At 72.8% G+C, this 19,605-nt stretch carries 24 protein-coding genes; 14 read left to right on the top strand and 10 right to left on the bottom strand.

Annotated features, from left to right (window positions below):
- Positions 1 to 7 precede the first annotated feature (7 nt).
- From ACZ7G1_RS16225 to ACZ7G1_RS16185, 9 genes are all read left to right on the top strand, one after another.
- A complete protein-coding gene (locus tag ACZ7G1_RS16225; RefSeq protein WP_470881534.1) occupies positions 8 to 424 on the top strand; it encodes a DUF742 domain-containing protein in 417 nt (138 codons plus the stop codon).
- Positions 405 to 1,019, top strand: coding sequence for a GTP-binding protein (locus ACZ7G1_RS16220; RefSeq protein ID WP_470881536.1), 615 nt, complete (start codon positions 405 to 407; stop codon positions 1,017 to 1,019). The genes ACZ7G1_RS16225 and ACZ7G1_RS16220 overlap by 20 nt, the downstream gene beginning before the upstream one ends.
- 214 nt (positions 1,020 to 1,233) lie before the next feature.
- A complete protein-coding gene (locus ACZ7G1_RS16215; RefSeq protein WP_470881538.1) occupies positions 1,234 to 1,644 on the top strand; it encodes a roadblock/LC7 domain-containing protein in 411 nt (136 codons plus the stop codon).
- A gap of 161 nt (positions 1,645 to 1,805) precedes the next feature.
- A complete protein-coding gene (locus ACZ7G1_RS16210) occupies positions 1,806 to 2,873 on the top strand; it encodes a DUF6397 family protein (protein WP_470881540.1) in 1,068 nt (355 codons plus the stop codon).
- Positions 2,874 to 2,939: 66 nt separating this feature from the next.
- Positions 2,940 to 4,487, top strand: a complete 1,548-nt coding sequence (locus tag ACZ7G1_RS16205; protein WP_470881542.1) for an ATP-dependent DNA ligase — start codon at positions 2,940 to 2,942, stop codon at positions 4,485 to 4,487.
- Positions 4,488 to 4,596: 109 nt separating this feature from the next.
- Positions 4,597 to 5,040, top strand: a complete 444-nt coding sequence (locus tag ACZ7G1_RS16200; protein WP_470881543.1) for a hypothetical protein — start codon at positions 4,597 to 4,599, stop codon at positions 5,038 to 5,040.
- Between the two features lie 189 nt (positions 5,041 to 5,229).
- Complete coding sequence (locus tag ACZ7G1_RS16195; RefSeq protein ID WP_470881545.1) at positions 5,230 to 6,015, top strand: polysaccharide deacetylase family protein; 786 nt, start codon at positions 5,230 to 5,232, stop codon at positions 6,013 to 6,015.
- Between the two features lie 404 nt (positions 6,016 to 6,419).
- Positions 6,420 to 7,190 carry a hypothetical protein gene (locus ACZ7G1_RS16190; protein ID WP_470881546.1) on the top strand — a complete coding sequence of 257 codons (771 nt, stop codon included), beginning with the start codon at positions 6,420 to 6,422 and terminating at the stop codon, positions 7,188 to 7,190.
- On the top strand, positions 7,187 to 7,558 hold the full coding sequence (locus tag ACZ7G1_RS16185) for a peptidase inhibitor family I36 protein (RefSeq protein ID WP_470881548.1): 372 nt from the start codon (positions 7,187 to 7,189) through the stop codon (positions 7,556 to 7,558). Before ACZ7G1_RS16190 ends, ACZ7G1_RS16185 begins: the two co-directional genes overlap by 4 nt.
- A 100-nt stretch (positions 7,559 to 7,658) precedes the next feature.
- On the opposite strand, the gene ACZ7G1_RS16180 is transcribed toward ACZ7G1_RS16185, so the two are convergent.
- The 4 genes from ACZ7G1_RS16180 to ACZ7G1_RS16165 form a co-directional block, all read right to left on the bottom strand.
- Positions 7,659 to 8,846, bottom strand: coding sequence for a globin domain-containing protein (locus ACZ7G1_RS16180; protein ID WP_470881550.1), 1,188 nt, complete (start codon positions 8,844 to 8,846; stop codon positions 7,659 to 7,661).
- Between the two features lie 75 nt (positions 8,847 to 8,921).
- Positions 8,922 to 9,365: an RrF2 family transcriptional regulator gene (locus ACZ7G1_RS16175; protein ID WP_470881552.1), complete on the bottom strand. Its 444-nt coding sequence runs from the start codon at positions 9,363 to 9,365 to the stop codon at positions 8,922 to 8,924.
- Between the two features lie 36 nt (positions 9,366 to 9,401).
- A complete protein-coding gene (locus ACZ7G1_RS16170) occupies positions 9,402 to 10,370 on the bottom strand; it encodes a hypothetical protein (protein WP_470881554.1) in 969 nt (322 codons plus the stop codon).
- A gap of 39 nt (positions 10,371 to 10,409) precedes the next feature.
- Positions 10,410 to 10,811: an SHOCT domain-containing protein gene (locus ACZ7G1_RS16165; protein WP_470881555.1), complete on the bottom strand. Its 402-nt coding sequence runs from the start codon at positions 10,809 to 10,811 to the stop codon at positions 10,410 to 10,412.
- 193 nt (positions 10,812 to 11,004) lie between these two features.
- On the opposite strand from ACZ7G1_RS16165, the gene ACZ7G1_RS16160 reads away from it, so the two are divergent.
- Positions 11,005 to 11,445: a DUF6325 family protein gene (locus ACZ7G1_RS16160; RefSeq protein WP_470881557.1), complete on the top strand. Its 441-nt coding sequence runs from the start codon at positions 11,005 to 11,007 to the stop codon at positions 11,443 to 11,445.
- Positions 11,446 to 11,449: 4 nt separating this feature from the next.
- Complete coding sequence (locus ACZ7G1_RS16155; RefSeq protein ID WP_470881558.1) at positions 11,450 to 11,812, top strand: SHOCT domain-containing protein; 363 nt, start codon at positions 11,450 to 11,452, stop codon at positions 11,810 to 11,812.
- Between the two features lie 58 nt (positions 11,813 to 11,870).
- Here ACZ7G1_RS16155 and ACZ7G1_RS16150 read toward each other — a convergent pair whose 3' ends face one another.
- From ACZ7G1_RS16150 to ACZ7G1_RS16140, 3 genes are all read right to left on the bottom strand, one after another.
- The gene (locus ACZ7G1_RS16150; RefSeq protein ID WP_470881560.1) at positions 11,871 to 12,320 is read right to left on the bottom strand and encodes a peroxiredoxin; all 450 of its coding nucleotides are present in this window, start codon (positions 12,318 to 12,320) and stop codon (positions 11,871 to 11,873) included.
- Between the two features lie 130 nt (positions 12,321 to 12,450).
- Positions 12,451 to 13,107, bottom strand: a complete 657-nt coding sequence (locus tag ACZ7G1_RS16145) for a class I SAM-dependent methyltransferase (RefSeq protein WP_470881562.1) — start codon at positions 13,105 to 13,107, stop codon at positions 12,451 to 12,453.
- A 12-nt stretch (positions 13,108 to 13,119) separates the two neighbouring features.
- Positions 13,120 to 13,722 carry a PadR family transcriptional regulator gene (locus ACZ7G1_RS16140; RefSeq protein ID WP_470881564.1) on the bottom strand — a complete coding sequence of 201 codons (603 nt, stop codon included), beginning with the start codon at positions 13,720 to 13,722 and terminating at the stop codon, positions 13,120 to 13,122.
- A gap of 167 nt (positions 13,723 to 13,889) precedes the next feature.
- On the opposite strand from ACZ7G1_RS16140, the gene ACZ7G1_RS16135 reads away from it, so the two are divergent.
- From ACZ7G1_RS16135 to ACZ7G1_RS16125, 3 genes are all read left to right on the top strand, one after another.
- Positions 13,890 to 14,375, top strand: coding sequence for an SRPBCC family protein (locus ACZ7G1_RS16135; RefSeq protein ID WP_470881566.1), 486 nt, complete (start codon positions 13,890 to 13,892; stop codon positions 14,373 to 14,375).
- 135 nt (positions 14,376 to 14,510) lie between these two features.
- Complete coding sequence (locus tag ACZ7G1_RS16130; RefSeq protein WP_470881568.1) at positions 14,511 to 15,860, top strand: L,D-transpeptidase; 1,350 nt, start codon at positions 14,511 to 14,513, stop codon at positions 15,858 to 15,860.
- 101 nt (positions 15,861 to 15,961) lie between these two features.
- Complete coding sequence (locus tag ACZ7G1_RS16125) at positions 15,962 to 16,270, top strand: CU044_2847 family protein (protein WP_470881570.1); 309 nt, start codon at positions 15,962 to 15,964, stop codon at positions 16,268 to 16,270.
- A 27-nt stretch (positions 16,271 to 16,297) separates the two neighbouring features.
- On the opposite strand, the gene ACZ7G1_RS16120 is transcribed toward ACZ7G1_RS16125, so the two are convergent.
- The 3 genes from ACZ7G1_RS16120 to ACZ7G1_RS16110 all read right to left on the bottom strand — a co-directional run bounded on the left by ACZ7G1_RS16120 (position 16,298) and on the right by ACZ7G1_RS16110 (position 19,566).
- Positions 16,298 to 17,710 carry a threonine/serine exporter family protein gene (locus tag ACZ7G1_RS16120; protein ID WP_470881572.1) on the bottom strand — a complete coding sequence of 471 codons (1,413 nt, stop codon included), beginning with the start codon at positions 17,708 to 17,710 and terminating at the stop codon, positions 16,298 to 16,300.
- Between the two features lie 121 nt (positions 17,711 to 17,831).
- Positions 17,832 to 18,647 (bottom strand): ABC transporter permease, encoded by an 816-nt coding sequence (locus ACZ7G1_RS16115; protein ID WP_470881574.1) that lies wholly within the window; start codon positions 18,645 to 18,647, stop codon positions 17,832 to 17,834.
- A gap of 22 nt (positions 18,648 to 18,669) precedes the next feature.
- Positions 18,670 to 19,566 carry an ABC transporter permease gene (locus tag ACZ7G1_RS16110; protein WP_471204170.1) on the bottom strand — a complete coding sequence of 299 codons (897 nt, stop codon included), beginning with the start codon at positions 19,564 to 19,566 and terminating at the stop codon, positions 18,670 to 18,672.
- Positions 19,567 to 19,605 lie beyond the last annotated feature (39 nt).

The raw sequence follows: 19,605 nt of genomic DNA, 5'->3' as shown, positions 1-19,605 counted from the left end.
GAGACCCATGAACGAGGACAGCACCGGGGAAGGCCCGTCCGTACCGGGCAGTCAGTGGTACGACGCCGACGCCGGACCACTCGTCCGTCCCTACGCGATGACCGGCGGCCGCACCAAACCGGGCCCCAGCAACGTGCGGTTCGACCTCATCGCCCTCGTCGTCGTCGACGACGACCCGCCGGGCCCGGCGGACGAGGCCCTCCTCGGGCCCGAGCACCGGTCCCTGCTCACCCTGTGCCGGGCCGAGACACAGTCGGTGGCCGAACTCGCCGCCGACGCCGACCTCCCCGTCGGTGTCGTCCGGGTCCTCCTCGGCGACCTCCTCGAATCGGGCTTCGTGCGCGTCAGCAGACCCGTACCGCCCGCACAGCTCCCTGACGAAAGAATCCTGAGGGAAGTAATCGATGGCCTACGAGCGCTCTGAGAGCACCGGTGCGGGCGACGAGGCGGACACCGCCCTCGCCCTGAAGATCCTCGTCGCCGGCGGATTCGGCGTCGGCAAGACGACCCTCGTCGGCGCCGTCAGCGAGATACGTCCCCTGCGCACCGAGGAACAGCTCAGTCGCGCCGGTCAGTCGGTGGACGACACCGGCGGCGTCGACCAGAAGACCACCACGACCGTCGCCATGGACTTCGGCCGCATCACCATCCGCTCCGGGCTCTCCCTCTACCTCTTCGGCACGCCCGGCCAGGACCGGTTCTGGTTCCTCTGGGACGAACTGTCCCAGGGCGCCCTGGGAGCCGTCGTCCTCGCCGACACCCGGCGCCTGGAGGACTGCTTCCCCGCGGTCGACTACTTCGAGCACCGGAAGATCCCCTTCGTCGTCGCCGTCAACTGCTTCACGGGCGCGCGTACGTACGGCGCCGCCGACGTCTCCCGCGCCCTCGACCTGGACCGCGGCACCCCCGTCGTCCTGTGCGACGCGCGCGACCGCGACTCCGGAAAGGAAGTGCTCATCCGCCTGGTCGAGTACGCGGGACGGATGTACACCGCACGGCTCCTGGACACGGTCGGCTGACCCCCGGCCACCGGCCGGAACCCGCCGCCCCGATGCCGACCGAACCGCCTCCCGGCCCTTGGTGCCCTCCCGCGGCACGCGCGAGCGTGGTGCGGTGCTTGCCCTGCTCACGACAGTGCGTAAGGCTTGCGGGCGATACGGCGGCCCACGACGGCACGGGGACCACGGGAATCCGGGTCGACGGGGGACGCACCACCCAGGGGGAGGAACACTGATGGCATTGGACAAGGGCCTGGACTGGCTCCTCGACGACCTGACCCAGCGGGTCGGTTACATACGGCACGCGCTGGTGCTGTCGAACGACGGCCTGGTGACCGGCGCCAGCAGCGGACTCGCACGCGAGGACGCCGAGCACCTCGCGGCCGTCTCCTCCGGCCTCCACAGCCTCGCCCGCGGCTCGGGCCGGCACTTCCGCGCGGGCCGGGCGCGACAGACGATGGTCGAGTTCGACGAGGCGCTGCTCTTCGTCACGGCCGCCGGCGAGGGCAGCTGCCTCTGCGTCCTCAGCGGCGCCGAGGCGGACGTCGGCCAGGTCGCCTACGAGATGACCCTGCTCGTCAACCGCGTCGGCGAACACCTCGGCGTCGCCGCACGCCAGCCCGGCCTGCCCGGCGGCGCGCTCTGACGTCCTGAGCGCCTGTGCACGAGCAGTAGTCCGTAAGTGCTTGTCCACAGGTCGTTGTCCACAGGTCGTGCGACTGTCGTCACTCTGCGTTACTTTCTCTTCGTGGGTCCGAGGGGCTCACAGCACGAAGAGAAGACGGACGTACGGGGGAGGGTCACACGATGACGGTGGACGAAGGGACGCGCACGGTCACACCGGCGCGGGCCGCACAAGAACTGGAACTGAGGCGCGATGAGTTCCGGCTCGCGGTCCAGCTCGGTCTGGTGAGGACGGTACCGACGGGCGAGGGCGGACGGAGGCGGGTCGAGCGTGGCGAGCTCGACCGCCTCAGCGCGGCGCCCGACTTCCCCGCCGGACTCCGCGACCGCGTGCGCACGGTCGGTACGGGGGAGGCGGCGGCCCTTCTGTCGATCACCCCCGAACGCTTCACCAAGCTCGCCCGCATGGGATACCTCAGCCCCGTGCGGTTCACCCTCAACCGCTACCGCGCGGTGGTGTGGACGTACCTCGCCGAGGAGGCCGCCGACTTCGGCCGCCGCTGCCCGGCCCTCCTCTCCGGGCGACTGCCCCTCGACCTCCGCGAACGCCTCGCCGCCCACGAGGACCGACGCCCCCGGAACTGGCGCGCCCGCCGGCTCGGCCTCCTCCTTCGCGCCACGGACGACCCCTGGGCCCGCGCCGCCGCCATCGCCTCACTCCTGGACCCCGTCCAGGTCGCCGAAGTCGTCGACGACCCCTACGAACGCGCCCACCTGGACCGGCTCCGCCCCCCGCCCCCCTCCGGCATGCCGACCGCGGCCGCCGCACACGACATCGCCCAACGCCTCACGCGCGCGGACGAACCCGACGAGATCCTGTGGCACCGGATGAGCCTCGGATTGGCTTTGGACGAGGCCCGCGAACGGCGATCGGCGCCGTACCCCGGGGACGGTGCGATCCGCGAGGCGCCTGCCGGGGGCTTCGGGGCGTCTGTGCCGGAGGGCGAGGCTGGGCTCGCGCCACGGTCGGGGTGGGAGCCGGTGCCGGTGCCGGTGCCGGTGCCAGGGCCCGAGCCTCAGCCTCAGCCTCAGCGTGAGACTCAGCCTGAGCGTGAGCCCGTGGTCGTGTCCGGGGTGTACGTGACCGCACTGCCACCGCAGCGGACCCGGCTCCTCGATCGGCTGCGGCGAAAGCGAGGGCCGGGGGAGGGGCGTGTCCGGAGGGGGAGGCGGCCGGTGGCCTGGCCCTGAGGCGGAGGCGGACCGTCGCGGGGGAGTCGGGGTGCGGTGGGGGCGGGGTGTGGGGAGGATGGCCCCATGCTGCTGGCCCAAGTCGCGGAGGTGTCACGGGAGGTCGCCGCGGCGTCGGCGCGGTCCCGCAAGATCGGGTTGCTCGCCGAACTGTTCGCGGAGGCCGACCCGGACGAGAGTCCGCTGGTGATCGCGTACCTGTCGGGGCGGCTCCCGCAGGGGCGGATCGGCGTCGGCTGGAGCGTGCTGAAGGAAGTCGTCCCCCCGGCCGTTCCCCCGGCCCAGAGCCCTACGCTCACGCTGGATCGGGTCGACGCCGCGATGACGGGGCTGGCCGCGGTCTCGGGAGCGGGGGCGAAGGCCGAGCGGACCCGGCTCGTCCACGCGCTGTTCGCCGCCGCCACCCTCGCCGAACAGGAACTGCTGCTGCGACTGCTCACAGGGGAGGTGCGGCAGGGAGCACTCGACGCCATCGCGCTGGAGGGAGTCGCGCGGGCGGCCACCGTGCCGGCCGCCGAGCTGCGGCGCGCGGTGATGCTCGAAGGGTCGCTGCCGCCGGTCGCCCAGGCGGTGCTCGCCGAGGGGGCTGCCGCGCTCGACCGGTTCACGCTGCGGGTCGGGAGCCCCGTGCTGCCGATGCTGGCGCACACGGCGGGCTCCGTGACGGAGGCGGTCGAGGCTCTCGGGCCGTGCGCCGTGGAGGAGAAGCTCGACGGCTTCCGCATCCAGGTCCACCGCCGTGGCGACGAGGTCCGCGTGCACACCCGTTCGCTCGACGACATCACCGACCGCCTCCCCGAGGTGGTGGAGGTCGTGCGGGCCGTGCCCGCTGACGGGTTCATCCTGGACGGCGAGGTCATCGCGCTCGACCCGGAGACCGGGCGCCCGGCGTCCTTCCAGACCATCTCGTCCCGGGTCGGCTCCCGCACCGACGTGGCGGGCGCGCACGCGGCGCTTCCACTGACGCCCGTATTCTTCGACGTGCTCGCGGCGGACGGTGAGGGCCTGATCGACCGGACCGGCCGGGAACGGCACGAGGTGCTCGCCCGACTGCTCCCGGCGTCCCACCGGGTGGGCCGTCTCGTCGTCAGCGACCCGGCGGACCCGGTGCAGGTCGAGGCGGCCGAGCGGTTCTTCACCGACACGCTGGCCCGGGGACACGAGGGGGTCCTGGTGAAGGCGCTCGAGGCGCCCTATGTGGCCGGGCGACGGGGGCGCACCTGGCTGAAGGTGAAGCCCGTCCACACGGTCGACCTGGTTGTCCTCGCTGTGGAGCGCGGGCACGGGCGCAGGACGGGGCTGTTCTCCAACCTGCACCTCGGCGCACGGACCTCCGACGGCGGGTTCGTGATGCTCGGGAAAACCTTCAAAGGCCTTTCCGACGAAATGCTGCGCTGGCAGACGGAGCGGCTGGGTGAACTCGCGGAGTCGGACGACGGGTTCACCGTGCGGGTGCGGCCCGAACTCGTCGTGGAGATCGCCTACGACGGACTCCAGAGATCCACCCGATACCCGGCGGGCGTGACCCTGCGCTTCGCCCGGGTCGTGCGCCACCGGCCCGACAAGCCGGCCTCGGAGGCCGACACCGTCGAGACGATCACCGGCCGTGGCTGAGCCGGCCGTGGCTGAGCCGGGCGGTCGAGCCGTGCGTGGCTGAGTCGGGCGCGGCTGAGCCGGCCGTGCGGGTCTCGCGGGACCGCGTTCCGCGAGGGATGCTGGAGACGTGGCACGACGAGCGCCCGGTACGACGACCGCGTGGCACCACGACCGACCGGCGCGCCGCGAGGAGATGAGCGACGTGTACGACTTGCACATCGACACCGACGTCACCGTGCAGCTGTGCGACTGCAGCCGGGAGGACGCGCGGGCCGTCTTCGACGTCCTCGACCGCGTCTACCAGCTGGAGGACACGGCGACCCCCAATCCACAGACGGCCACGGGACCCGCGCCCACCGTCTGGACGGCCATCTACGACACGGCCGGCGGGCAGCACCAGGAGGTGGGCCCCGCGCATCTGTCCGCACTGGTCGGCGCCACCCTCTCCGGTGGGTACCACGCTGTGGACGAAGTCCAGAAGGTGCTTGCCACGGGCTTCGATATCCAGTCCCTGCAGGCCGTCTCCGGCGACCAGGAGACCGAGGCCCGGCTGCTGCTCGCCTCCCGCTGAGCGGGGGGCGCGGACACCCCGGACGGAGCGGACGGGTTCCGCCCGGGGTTCACCTGTGCCTCCGAGCAGGGACCCCGCAGGTCACCCCGGTATACACCGTGTGTAGAGTTCCTGGCGGTCGTGATCCCCGCCCTGACCAGGCGGGCGCGCGGCTGTACCGAAGCCACTAAGGGGAAAGCGGGTCCCACCATGTTCCGATCCAGGACGGGCCGACGCGGGGGAGCGGCCACCGCCCTGCTCGCCGCCGCGTCGCTGATGCTGACGCTCACCGCCTGTGGAACCGACACGGTCACTCCGCAGGACGCGCGGGAAGAGGCGGGGGCGGGCACCAAGGCCGACGCCGCCGCCCGTCGCGTCGACTGCGAGAAGGTCAAGTGCATCGCCCTGACCTTCGACGCCGGACCGGGCGAGGACACCCCCAGGCTCCTCGACATCCTCAAGGAGAAGAAGGTCCCCGCGACCTTCTTCCTGCTCGGGAACAAGCACGTCAACCGCTATCCCGCGGTGGTCAAGCGGATCTCGGACGAAGGGCACGAGGTCGCCAACCACACCTGGACCCACCGGATCCTGACCGACCTGGACGCCGCCGAGGTCCGCGACGAGCTGTCGCGCACCCAGGACGCCGTCGAGAAGATCACCGGCCGCAAGCCCACCCTCATGCGTCCGCCGCAGGGCAGGACCGACGACACCGTCTCCGATGTCAGCCGCGAGCTCGGACTCGCCCAGGTCCTCTGGAGCATCACCGCCAAGGACTACTCCACCACCGACTCGGCCCTCATCCGGCAGCGCGTCCTGGAGCAGGCGCACGAGGACGGCATCATCCTTCTCCACGACATCTACGACGGCACCGTCCCCGCCGTCCCGTCGATCATCGACGAGCTCAAGCGGCGAGGCTTCACCTTCGTGACGGTGCCGGAGCTCCTCGCGCCCGGAAAGGCCGAGCCGGGTGCCGTCTACCGCCCCGAGAAGGACTGAGATCACCTGATGAAAACGGGTGAGGTGACTCACATCGCCCACCTAGGACCTCTCGGAACATTCGGGAAAGGTTTACCGTTCATACGTATGTGACTGCGAAGGGGCCCGGTCCCCAAGGTCCCCCCCCGAGAGGTGACCGCCCTTCGCCGTCACGACGATCGGCCCCGGTTGGAAACCCCCGTCCAACCGGGGCTTCGTCGTTCCCCGGCGCCCCCGGGCACCCCAGCGCCCGGGCTCCCCGCGCAGGGCACGCGGACGGCGCCCGAGGGGCGCACGCACCGGCGCGTTCGACTCGTTCGAGTGAGCATCGGCATGGTCGCCGAGCCTCCGGGCAGTGATCCCCCGGGCCGTCTGACGATCACCGGAAGGCGGCTCCGACCAGGGACGTTCGAAGGGGGACCACCATGCTGCGTACCGCCGGGCCCGCCCGCAGGGCAGTCGTCACCGCCGCCGCATCGCTGCTGCTCTCCGGCTGCACCGTGGTCGGCCCGGGACGTTCGGCAGGGCCGGGACCCCCGGCCGTGCCGGTCACCAAGGCGGGCCAGGACGAGCTGCTCAAGGCCGCGGAGCGCCGGCTCGTCGATGAGTGCCTGAGCGCCCAGGGGATCAGCCTCGCGGCCAGGCCCCGCGCGCCCGACGAGGACCGTGCCCTCCAAGCGGCGCTCTTCGGCGCCGGACCTCGCGAGCTCTCCGTCACCCTGGCCACGGGCGCCACCGTCACCGCCCACGACGACGGGTGCCTCGCCACCGCCAGGCAGCGGCTCTACGGCGACCAGCGGCGCTGGTTCCGTGTCCAGGTCACCGTCGACAACCTCCGTGCCGAAGCCCAGGCCCGTATGCGCGACGACCCGGCCCACCGGGCGGCGCTCGCCCGCTGGACCAGTTGCGCGACCCCGCCCGACCGCCCCAGGCCCGAGCGCCCCGACCCTGCCGTCGCCGCCCGCTGCGGCCGCGAAAGCGGACTCGACGAGGTGCGCAAGCGCCTGGAGACCGCAGAACTCGTCGAGGTGCGCGCACTGCACCACGACGAACTCACCACCTACCGGCAGCTGCGCGAGCGCGCACTGCTCCGGGCGGCCGCACTGCCGGCAGCCGAACCGCCCGCGAGGCGACCGCCCGCCACCGCACCAGCAGAACCATCAGGATCCCCCGTAGAAAGGCCACACTCCTCGTGAAGCGACTTCTCGCCATCGCCGCCGCCGCACTCCTCGGCACCACCGCGGGCCTCGCCCTCGCGAGCTCCGCGGGGGCCGCCGAATGCCCCAGCGGGGAGTTCTGCGTCTGGCAGGACGCGAACTTCGGCGGCCAGCGCGCCAACTGGAGCGGAGACGACGGCTGGTGGGAGAGCTGGATCGCCGACACCGACTCCTCATGGGCGAACCACGGCATCTCCGGCCCGGGCATCAAGGACCACGTCAAGGTCTACGACAGCGCCTGGCAGGGCGGCAGCATGACCATCTGTCTCTCCCCAGGCCAGGAGGTCGGGTACAACGGAGCCGCCAACGACCGGGGCGACTCCCACATCTGGTCGACCGGCTGCTGAGCGACCCACCCGCGACACCCGTGACGCCCGCGGCCGGCCCGGGGGCTGCGTGCCTCCGGACCGGCCGTGACGGGACTGACGTCGACCCGATGAACTCCGCTCAGTTCTCGGCGCCGAGCCACAGGTCGGGACCGAACACCTCGTAGTGGATGTCCGCCGCCGCGGTGCCGCCGCTCAGGAGGTCGCCGCGCACGGCACGCAGGAAGGGGAGGGGGCCGCAGAGGTAAGCGGTCGTGCCGGCCGGCAGGTCGATCGTCGTCACGTCCGCGCGGCCCGGGCGGGCGCCGGAGTCGCCGGGCTCTTCGTACCAGAGGTGCAGGGTGCCCTGGGGCAGTGTGCCGACGAGGCGGCGCAGTTCGGCGGCGTGCGCGTGGGACGCGGGGGAGCGGTCGGCGTGCACGACCACGACCGGGCGGGCCGAGCCGGTGGCCGCGAGATGGTCGAGCATCGCCAGCATCGGGGTGGTGCCGACGCCGGCGGAGGCAAGGAGCAGCGGGCCCTCGCCCTCGGGCAGCACCAGGTCACCGAAGGGGGCCGACACCTCCACCGTGTCACCGGTGCGGGCGTGGGCGTGCAGCCAGGAGGAGACCTCGCCGGCCGGGTCGCCGTCGACGCGCTTCACGGTGATGCGCCAGTGCGGGTTCCCCGGCGCGGCGGAGAGGCTGTACTGACGGATCTGCCGGGCGCCGTCGGGCAGCGTGACCTGGACGCTCACGTACTGGCCGGGGCGGAAGCCGGGGGCGGGGGTGCCGTCGGTGGGCCGCAGGGTGAAGGACGCCGTGTCGGCCGTCTCCTCGTGGCGTTCGGCGATCTCCATGGACCGCCAGACCTCGCCGTCGGGCACACCCGACTCCTGGTAGAGGCGGGCTTCGACGGCGATCAGCGCGTTCGCCATCAGCCAGTACACCTCGTCCCATGCCTGGGCGACCTCCGGGGTCACCGCCTCGCCGAGCACCTCCACGATCGCGGCGAAGAGGTGCTCGTGCACGATCTTGTACTGGTCGGAGGTGACGCCGAGCGAGGCGTGCTTGTGGGCGATCCGGGACAGCATGGCGTCGGGGCGGCCGTCCGGGTTCTCGAGCAGGGCGACGGCGAAGGCGGCTATGGAGCCGGCGAGCGCCTTCCGCTGGTCGCCGTTGGCCTGGTTGCCCCGGTTGAACAGGTCGCGCAGGAGCTCGGGGTGGGCGGCGAAGAGGCGCCCGTAGAACCGCTCGGTGATCTGGTCGAGCGCGCCCCCGACGGCGGGCAGGGTGGCACGGACGACCGGGACGGCCTGCTCGGACAGCATGGCAACCTCAATCTGGTAGATGATCTGCGTATTAAAAGGCGTGTGGGGGCCTGGTGACGCCCGGGGCGTCACGGTTCAGGGGGTGGGGCGTGGGTCGAGCGTGAGCAGCAGGGGGCCGGTCGGCGAGTCCACCAGCTCCGCCACGGTGAGCGGGTCGAGCACCCGGTAGAACGCCTCCTGGGCCTCGCGCAGCGCCCCCCGCAGGCGGCAGGCGGTCCGCAGCGGGCACGGCGGATCGCCCTCGCAGGCGACGACCTCCTCCTCGCCCTCCAGCGTGCGGGCCAGCCATCCCACCGAGGAGCGTCGGCCCAGCTCCGTCAGGGCCAGACCGCCACCGCGTCCGCGCCGCGCCTCGACCACGCCGAGGTGCTGGAGGCGGGTGACCACCTTCGCCATGTGGGCGTAGGGCACGTCCATCGACTCCGCCACCTCGCGGGTGGTGACGGACTCCTCCGGTGCGGTGACCGCCAGGCGCATCACGGCACGGAGCGCCAGGTCGGTGAACTTCGTCAGCCTCACGTTCCGACCGTATCAAAGCGGTATGTGGGGTTCGTATTAAGGGGTGGGTCCGTGCCCGTGCCGCAGGTGCCGCCACAGCCACCAGCCGCCCGTGAGCAGACAGCTGGAGGTGAGGACGATCCCGAGCACCGGCCACCGCCCGCCCGCGATCCGGAGATCCGCGACGACGACCAGGAACACCGCGATCGCGGGCACGAGCAGCGACCCCAGGGCCCGCAGCAGCGCCAGGCCCATGCCCGTGTCGACCCGGACAGCGCGCGGAGTGCGCAGATCGACGGCGCCGACGTAGAAGACAGTGGCCCGGTCCGTCAGCCGTGTGGTGGCCCGCCAGTACGAGGAGGCCATGTACGGCAGCCACACCAGCGGCGCCACCAGACCGACGAGGAAGACGGCCGCCGAGAGCAGGAACTGCCCGACCCGGACGAACCAGCCCGCACTGTCGGTGGCGGGCGTCAGCAGACCGAGGAGCCGGGCCATCCGGAGCACCACGTCCCACAGCGCGGCCCACCGCCCGCGGTCGCTGCGCTTCCTCCGTCGGGCACGGCCGGCAGGTTCGGCACGGCCGGCAGGGGCGACCGCGAGCGCGGCCCGTGCCGTCACCGTGTCGTCGTACACCCCCTGGAGGACCAGGAGTTCGGCCGCCCGTTCCGGGTCCGTGGAGTCCCGGCCCTCGGCGGCGGCCAGTTCGAACACCGTCCGTGCCTGGGAGAGCAGGGCCCCGCAGAAGGCGAAGGGGATCAGCAGCATGAAGGGGCCGCCGACGAAGGCCCCTTCGGCGGTCACCGCCCGGCGCCCGCGTGCCACCACCAGGGCCCGCAGCGCCGCCGGCTCGGCCTCCGGGTGCGCGGCCCGCAGCCGTTCGACGGCGGCTCCGGCACCCGGACCGAGGCGGCGCAGAGCGAAGGAGGCCAGGGCTTCCGGCAGCCTGCCGGGCTCCGCCTTGACCTCCCGCCACAGGGAGCCCGCGAGCCCGGCGGCCACCGCCGCCCCAGCCTCCTTCCGCACCTCCGTCAGCCCTCCTCTGCCCTGTCGCGGGACGTCAGGTCAGGACAGCACCTTCGCCTTCGCCTTCTCGAACTCCTCGTCCGTGATGGAGCCCTTCTCCTTCAGGTCGGCGAGACGGGCCAGCTCGTCGGTGGCGCTGGTGCCGCCCGCGGGCGCCGTGCCCGCCGTCTTGCGGATGTACTCCTGGAACGCGGCCTCGCTGTCCTTGGCCTGCTTGATGTCACGCTGCCCCATGCTCTTGCCGCGGGCGATGACGTACACCAGCACGCCGAGATAGGGGAGCAGGATGCAGAAGATCAGCCAGCCGGCCTTGCCCCAGCCGCTGAGGGAGTGGTCGCGGAAGATGTCGGTGACCACCTTGAAGAGCAGGAACAGCCACATGATCCAGAGGAAGAACCACAGCATGGTCCAGAAGAGGTTGAGAAGCGGGTAGTCGTCCATTCCTGCACACTCCGTTCCCGCGCGGCCGGGAGAGGCCCGCGTTGGAGTGAGTCTCACCCAGCCCCCGTGCCCCCGCATGTCGTGGCGGCTCGGGGTGCGGGCCGCCCACCGCCGTGTTCGGATGGAGACCTCGGCCCGGGGGCAGTGTGATGTGCCCACGCGGAGCCGCGGTTCGGACGAGGAACGGAGCAACATGGGGCCGGTGGAATGTGTCGTGCTCGCCTTCCCGGGGGAGCGGCTGAAAGTGGCGGCGGTGACGGCGATCGCCGACCTCCGCAGGGCGGGACAGGTGCGGCTGATCGATTCGCTCGTCGTCGTCAAGTCCGTCACCGGTGAGGTGTCCACCTCGGAACTCGTCGAGTACGAGGAGTACGACGAGGCCACCGCCGAGATCGGGCCCGAGGCGAACCTGCTCGGCCCCGAGGACGCGGCCGAGGCGGCCGAGACCCTCGAACCGGGCACGTGCGCGCTGATGCTGCTGGTCGAGCACGTCTGGGCGGCGCGGGCGGCCGAGACCATCCGCGAGGCCGGCGGCCACATCGCCGGGACCGTACGGATTCCCCCCGAGCACGTCGAGCAGGCGCGGGACGCCTACCGCGAGGCCGTGGCCGGCGCCGCGGCCGGAAGGAGCTGACCCGATGTTCATGCGACGCCGCCCGCTCGTCCGACCCGTGATCCGGCCCGCCGGCGCCCCGCTGCTGCGCGGCGCCCTCGTCGGCGGCGCGGCCTACGCGGCCGGCCGCAGCGCCGCCCGCTCCGCGCGCCGTGAGCAGGACCAGGAGCAGGCCATCGCCGAACTCCAGGCCCAGCAGCAGACCTCCGCCGCACCCCCACCCGCCCCGGCCGCTCCGCCGGCTCCCGTCGCGCCCCCTCCGGCCCCGGCCGCGGCGGCCGCGCCGAGCGTGACCGACCAGCTGACCCGCCTCGGCGAACTCGCCCAGCAGGGGCTGCTCACCCCCGAGGAGTTCGCGGCGGCCAAGGCGAAGCTCCTCGGCGTCTGACGACGCACCCGGGCCCGGCCGCCAAGCGCAGCCGGGCCCGTGGGCGTGTGGTCGGACGTCAGTCCTTGCGCAGGGCCGCCAGGGCGCGGTCGGCGTGGGCGCTCATGCGGAGCTCGCTGCGGACGACCTCGCGGATGCGCCGGTCCTGGCCGATGACGAAGGTGACGCGCTTGGTCGGGGCGAGGGAGAAGCCGCGCTTGACGCCGAAGCGTTCGCGTATGGCGCCGTCCGTGTCGGAGAGCAGGGGGTAGCCGAGGGAGTGCCGCTCGGCGAACTCCTGCTGGCGCTCGACGTCGTCGGAGCTGATCCCGACGGGGAGCGCGCCGACGGCGCGGAACTCGGCCGCGAGGTCGCGGAAGTGGCAGGCCTCGGCCGTGCAGCCCGGCGTCATGGCCGCCGGGTAGAAGAAGAGGACGACCGGCCCCTCGGAAAGGAGTCCGGTGAGGGAGCGCGCCGCGCCCGTCTCGTCCGGAAGGCTGAAGTCCTCGACGAGGTCACCGACGTTCATGGCAGTCCGTCCCCGATCCGTGCCCGCGACGCCACCGGTGCCTCCGGTGGCCGGTCGGTGACGTTACCGCAGGGTACGACCGACCGGAACGCGGGGGTGCGTGCGGGCGGTACTGGCGGGAGTGCGGGCCTCAGGGTTGATCCCATACGAGCGTGTAGCGCCAGAACAACCGGCGTCGAATCCTCGCCCCGGGGAGGACGTCCGCGGCTTCGCGGACGATGTCGTCGAAGGTCATGTCCGCCGAGCGGGTGGGGGCCGTCATGGAGACGGGCCGTGGCGCGGGGCGCCCCCTGTTCTTCAGCCAGCCCATGGCGGCGTTGGCCGGAATGGCGACGGCTCCGAGCAGGTGGTCCACAGGGGTCTGCGCGCGGGACAGGCCGACGATCACCAGGGTCCCTCCCGGGGCCAGATGGCGGCGGAACCGGGTGAGTGTCTGGGTGAACGGCATGTGGTGGAGGGTGGCGACGCAGGTGATGACGTCGTAGGAGCCGACGGGGAACTCGGCTGTCGCGTCCGCGACGCCGAAGGTCACGGGCAGCGCGGCGGGAGTCAGTTTCCGGGCTTGAGCGGTGATCGCCGGATCGGAGTCGACCGCTCTCACGGCGTCGGCTCGTCCGGCCAGGAGCCTCGCGAGATCACCACTGCCGGAACCGACGTCGAGGGCGCGGGGGAAGCGCCTCGGCAGCTGGCGCAGGATCCAGCGATGGTAGTGAGCGTTGTGATCCCAGGGATAGGCGGCGTTGAACCGTTCGAGAGCCCGCAGGACACGAGGTGACAAGATCATCATCGCCCCAGTCCATCAACTCCCGGCGGAATGCGCACCCCCCGGTACGGAACGCGGATCCCGCGCGGCGGCGCGGCGGTCGAGCACCGCGAGGGCGCGCTCGCCCCAGCGGAGGTTCTCCTCCTCGAAGAACCGGCCGCGCATCAGGGTCAGATAGGGGCCGATCCGGTCGGCCTCGGCGAGGTACGTCTCCTCGTCGCGGCCGTCGAGCATCCGCTCCCGCAGCCGGTCGTAGCGGGCCAGCTTGGCGCCGGCCGCCTCCATCCGCCGGGCCACGAAGCCGCGTACCGCCGCCGTGTCGCCCTCGTCGCAGGCCTGGACCTGGACCATCAGCTCGTCGCGCACGGCGCTGGGGCGCGGAGGGGTCGACGTGTAGGCGGCCAGATCGCGCAGGCCGGGTTCCGTGAGGCTGAACACGCGCTTGTTGGGACGCCGTTCCTGCTCCACCACGCGGGCCTCGATCAGCCCGGCCTCGTCGAGGCGGTCCAGCTCGCGGTAGAGCTGCTGCGGGGTGGCGGCCCAGAAGTTGGCGACGGACACGTCGAAGATCTTGGCCAGGTCGTATCCGGAGGCCTCGCCCTCCAGGAGAGCTGCGAGGACGGCGTGCTTGAGCGACATCCGGACACGCTAGCAGCACGTTGAATAGTTTCCTCCGCACCTATTCAACCGGTTCGGTACCGGCCGCCGGCGGGCCGGACGGGTGTCTCTCGCTGGCACGTCCGTCCGGCGCCTGCCTAGGCTGGAGAGGGGAAGGCAGCGGGGGAGCAGATCCGAGGGGCAGCACGATGGACAGCGACTCGTTCGTCTACACCACCTACATCCGGACGACCCCGGACGAGCTCTGGAAGGCGCTCACGGACCCCGAGCTCACCCGGCGCTACTGGGGCGTGGCCTTCGAGACCGAGTGGACGCCCGGCGCCCCGATGGTCTGGGACGAGGGCGGGCGGCGGACCGCCGACCCCGAGCAGGTCGTCCTCGCCGCCGAGCCCGGCCGGCGCCTCGCGTACACCTGGCACACCTTCACCCCCGCCTGGGCGCAGGCCGTCCGCCTCGATCACGAGGTGTACGAGCGGCTCGCGGCCGAGCGCAGGTCCCGGGTGACGTTCGACATCGAGCCCTCCGGCGACATCGTCCGACTCACCGTCACGCACGGGGACCTGGAGCCCGGTGGAACCATCAAGGGCCTGATCGGCGAGGGGTGGCCCGCGCTCATCTCCAGTCTCAAGTCGCTCCTGGAGACCGGTGAGGAGCTCCCCGAGCCCGCCCGCTGACCCATTCGAGTCGTCTCGCCCGCCACTCCGCCGCCACGCCCGGGTCTTGATCATCTTTTCCTGCTTTGATCAGTTTTGATGCTCCGGTCGGCACCGTCCGCCGACGTCGTCGTCCGGAAGGGGAGGGTGTCCGACGTGTCGTCACGCAGATACGCGCGGGGGTGGGGAGCGCTTTCCCTGGCTGTCGGAGCCGTACTCGTCGCCACGGCAGCGCAGACGCCCCCCGGCCGGGACGCGCTCCCCGCCGCGGCCCCCGGTTCCACCGCCGTCGTCACGGTCGACGGCTGCTCCGCGGGCGGCGGACTCTGCTCCGCGCCCCGGCACACGGTCGCGCTCGCCGGCGGCCCCGTGCTCACCGGTGCGCCCGTCGCGCTGGACGCACGGGCGAACGGCCCCGTCGAACTCGCGCTGCGCACACCGGGAGTGCTCGCCGACGTCACCGTCACCGACCGGCGCGGCCGCCGGATCGCCGGGGCGCCGAGCGCCGACGGAACCCGGTGGACCAGCGCGGCGGCGCTGCCCGCCGGCACCCGCTTCACGGCCCGCCTCGTCGTGGAACGGCCCTCGGGCCGGGACGTCCACCGCGATGTCGCCCGCCTGGAGTTCCGTACCCCCGCCGCGCCCTCCGGGGAGCGGCTCACCGTCGCCTTCGGCCCCGAGGACGGCCGTACGTACGGCGTGGGGCAGCCGATCACCGCCGAACTCAGCCACCCCGTGCCCGCCGACGACCCCGAGGCGCGGCGCACCGTCGAACGCGCCCTCGACGTCCGCAGCGAACCCCGGGTCGAGGGCGCCTGGTACTGGGTCGACGCCGGCACCCTCCACTACCGGCCGCGTTCCTACTGGCCCGCCCACACCACCGTGCGCGTGCGCAGCGGCCTTGAAGGCGCCCGGGTCACCGGCGGTCTCTACGGGGGGCGCTCGCGTCCCCTCACCTTCACCACCGGAGCCCGGATCGAGGCGGTGACCGACGTCTCCGCCCTCACGATGACCGTGTTCCGGGACGGCGAGCCGCTCCGCACCATGCCCGTCACCACCGGCAAGGCCGGCTACCGCACCCGCGGCGGCATCAAGGTCGTCCTCGGCAAGGAGCCGATGGTCCGGATGCGCGGCGACTCCATCGGCATCGCGCGCGGCAGCCGCGACTTCTACGACCTCAAGGTCCGCTGGGCCACCCGGGTGACCTGGAGCGGCGAGTACCTGCACGCCGCCCCCTGGTCGGTCGACGCGCAGGGCAGCGAGAACGTCAGCCACGGCTGCACCGGTATGAGCACCGAGGACGCCGCCTGGCTGTTCGGCACGGTCCGCGAGGGCGACCTCGTACGGGTGATCCACGGGTACGGGGAGCCGATGACGCCCTTCGACAACGGCTACGGCGACTGGAACCTCAGCTGGCCCGAATGGCAGCGGGGCAGCGCCCTCGACCCGGGCGCCGCGCGCGGCGCGGCCGGACCGACCGGCGGCGTGCTCCGCCCCGCGCTCTGAGACCCGCCGCGCCACGCCGAGGCGGTCGCGGGCGGCCTCCCGCCCGTACCCCTCGGTGATACTGGCGTCCTGCCCGCCCCCGCCGACCGTAGGGAGCTTCGATGTCCGACGTCACCAAGGTCGAGGTGGGGGACGCGACGCTGTTCGTGGAGGCGCGCCGCCTCGGCCCCGACTCGGAACTCGAAGGGCTCGGCGACCGCCTGCCCGACCTCTCCGCCGTCACCGAGGCCCTGTCCTCCTTCGCGGGGCAGATCGGCGAGGCCCTCCACCAGGCGGCCCCGGACCGGGCGACCGTCGAGTTCGGCTGCCAGCTCGGTCTGGACGCGGGCCGGCTGACGGCACTCGTCGTGCAGGGCAGCGCGAACGCGAGCCTGCGGGTGACGCTCGAATGGACGAAGAAGCCCCGCTGAGCGCGGGGCCTCGTCGTCACGTGGCTCTCAGAGACCGCCGCCGGCGTTCGGCTTCTCCGACGTGCCGTCCCCGCCGGGTTCGGGCAGCGGTGAGGCGGGTGCGGGTTCGCCGAGGCTGAGACGGGGGCGCCGGTGGAGACCGGCCCCGACGAGGACGCCGAGGGCGATGGCGGCCACGGTGATGACCGTGCCGACCAGGCTGTCCAGGCCGGCGTTGGTGTCACCCTCCACGATGATCTCGGAGACGCTGGTGAGGCCGATCGCGCCGGGCACGAGCAGCCAGAAGCAGGGCAGGAACACCACCTGGTCCGGGGTGTGCGAGTGGCGCGCGATCCAGCCGGCCATCGGGGGCAGCAGCATCCCGGCGGCGAAGGCGCCGAACGTCGCCCCGGCGAACTCGGAGGCCGCCGACTGCACGAACCGCTCGACGAGCAGCGCGCCGAGCAGCCACAGCGTGACGCGCGGAGGAGCGGAGAAGTACAGCAGGAAGCCGAAGCCGAGCAGCAGCACCCCGGCCCACGGGGCCCAGGCGCCCAGCGCGTCGGACGCGGGACCGCCCGACGGGCGGGGCCGCAGGAGTTCGGTGCCGACGAGGATGCCGAGCGCCAGGAGCAGCAGCACGTTCACGGCCCCGGCCAGCCGGGCCATGCCCGACAGGGCCGCCCCGGTGGCCAGTTCGATGGCACCGAGGGTCAGCGCGGCGCCCGGCAGGAAGGCGATCAGCGGCGGGATGTACAGGACCGTGGGCTCCTCGTGCAGGAGCGGTCCGGCCCAGCGCAGGGAGGCCGCCGTGACGAGGATCGCCGCGACCACGGGCAGGGCGGTGCGGGCGGCGGGGAGCCGGTCCCCGAAGAGCCGCAGCAGGCCGACGCCGGCGCCGAGCACCGTGTACCCGATGACGGCCGGGACGGTCGCGTGGCGCATCGCGCCGAGGCCGACGGTGAGGAGGACGTAGCCGAGGACGGTGGTCGCCGGGCTGAACCGGTCGGGGGCCTCCCGCACTTCGCGGAGCGAGCGCCGCGCGTCCTCGAAGGACACCTCCTCGGCGCGCATCCGCTTGACCAGCGACTGGAGCGCCTCGACCTGGTCCAGGCGCAGGTCGGGTCCCTCGACCGGGGCGAAGTCCAGTTCGCCGCCCCGTCCGTCGGGACCGCCGCCGACCCGGACGAAGAGCCCAGTGGGGACCACGAAGGAGCGCACCCGCATGCCGTAGCGGGCGGCGACGTCGTGCAGCGCCCCCTCGACCTCGGCCGTCTGCTCCCCGGCCCGCAGGAGTTCGGCGCCGAGTTCGCACAGCAACGCGGCCAGGTCCCGCAGCCGTTCCCGGCCGGCGTCCTCGGCCTCCGGCACCGTCACGGTGTTCCCGCCGCGCCGAGAGGGCCGCAGCGAGGCCGCCCGGCGGGCGAGGGAGCGCAGATCGAACCGGAGGCGCCTCACCACACGCGCCCGCTCTCCGTGGCGACCGCGCCACGCCTCCTCTGAAACTCGTACAAGCTGTGCATTTCGGAAAGGTAGCAGCGGGGTGGCGGTCACGCGCCGTGGAGCGGCGCGTGCCGCGGCCTCAGACCCTCCCGCCGCCCGCCGTGTCCGAGGACAGCCGCTGGGCGGCGTAGATCGGCACCACCGACAGCAGGACGAGCGCCGCGGCCACCACGCTGACCACCGGGGCCTGCTGAGGACGGGTCATGTTGTTGAAGATCCACACCGGCAGGGTCTGCACCCCGGGCCCCGCCGTGAACGTGGTCACCACGATCTCGTCGAAGGAGAGCGCGAAGGCGAGCAGACCGCCCGCCAGGAGCGCCGAGCGCAGCAGGGGGAACGTCACGTCCCAGAAGGTGCGGAAGGTGTGCGCGCCGAGGTCCATGGCGGCCTCCTCGTACGAGCCGGGGAGTCTGCGCAGCCGGGCCACCACGTTGTTGAAGACCACCACGATGCAGAAGGTGGCGTGACCGACGACCACGGTGAACATCCCCAGGCCGACGCCGAGGGGCGCGAGGACCGTGCCGAAGGCCGAGTTGAGGGCGATGCCGGTGACGATGCCGGGCAGCGCGATCGGCAGCACCACCGCGAACGAGACGGCCTCGCGCCCGAAGAACGAGTGCCGCTGCACCGCGAAGGCGATGAGCGTGCCGAGCACCAGCGCCACCGCCGTCGCCGCGAGGCCCGCCTTCACCGAGGTCCACAGGGCCTCGCGGGCGCCCTCGTTGTCCCAGGCGGCCGCCCACCAGTCGAGCGTGAGACCCGGCGGCGGCCAGCTCGCCGACCGGTCCGGGTTGAGCGAGCCGAGCAGCACGAGCAGCAGCGGCAGGTAGATCGCCGCGAAGCCGAGTCCGGCCGCGGTGCGCAGCGCGATCCGCGCGGGACGGGAGAGGTTCATCGGTCGCGGTCCTTCCGGCCGGTCACAGGCTGCGCAGCGCGCCGGAGCGCCGCACCGCGAGCAGGTACACCACGATGACGGCGACCGGCACGGTGCCGAGCGCGGCGGCCAGCGGCAGGTTGAGGGTGACGTTGGAGTAGACGAGATTGCCGATCAGCTGGGTCTTGCCGCCGACGATCTGCACCGTGATGTAGTCGCCGAGGCTCAGCGAGAAGGTGAAGACCGATCCGGCGGCCACCGCGGGCCACACCATCGGCAGCACGACGGAGACGAAGGTGCGTCCCGCCCGCGCGCCGAGGTCGGCCGAGGCGTGCAGCAGACTGTCGGGGAGCTGGACGAGCGCCGTGTGGATCGGCAGCGCCATGTACGGCAGCCACAGGTACGTGAGGACGAGCACCGTGGCGGTCAGCCCGTACCCCGGTCCGCTCAGCCCGAACGGCCGGAGCGCCCAGTCCAGCGGGCCGCCCTCCGAAAGGATCAGCCGCCACGCGTACACCTTGACCAGGTAGCCCGCCCACAGCGGCATGAGCAGCGCGACCACGAACAGCGGCCGCCGGCGCGGAGGGGCGACCCGGGCGGTGTAGAAGGCGAGCGGGAAGGCGATGAGCGCGCAGAGCGCGGTCACCGCGAGGGCGACGCCGACGGTCCGCAGGGCCACCGTCCGGTAGACGGGGGAGGTGACCAGCTCCTCGAAGTTCTGCGAGGTCCAGATCCGGACGACCTCGGAGGTGAAGCTGTCGGTCGTCCAGAAGGCGGAGAGGAACAGCGCCGCCAGCGAACCGAGGTAGGCGAGGACCAGCCACAGCAGCGGGGCGGTGAGCAGCGCCGCGAGCCGCAGCCGGGGCCTGCGGTGCAGGACCCCGGCGAGGGGGCGGGGAGGGGGGGGGGGGCGGCGCCGGCCGCGAGGGTCACCGGCCACAACCCACCAGCTGTCGAGGCCACGCCCGCCCCCCCCACC

It is taken from the genome of Streptomyces sp. NPDC037273 (genome assembly GCF_055603625.1).
The sequence above is the reverse complement of the archived record's forward strand: the minus strand, read 5'-3'. Positions and strand labels throughout refer to the sequence as shown.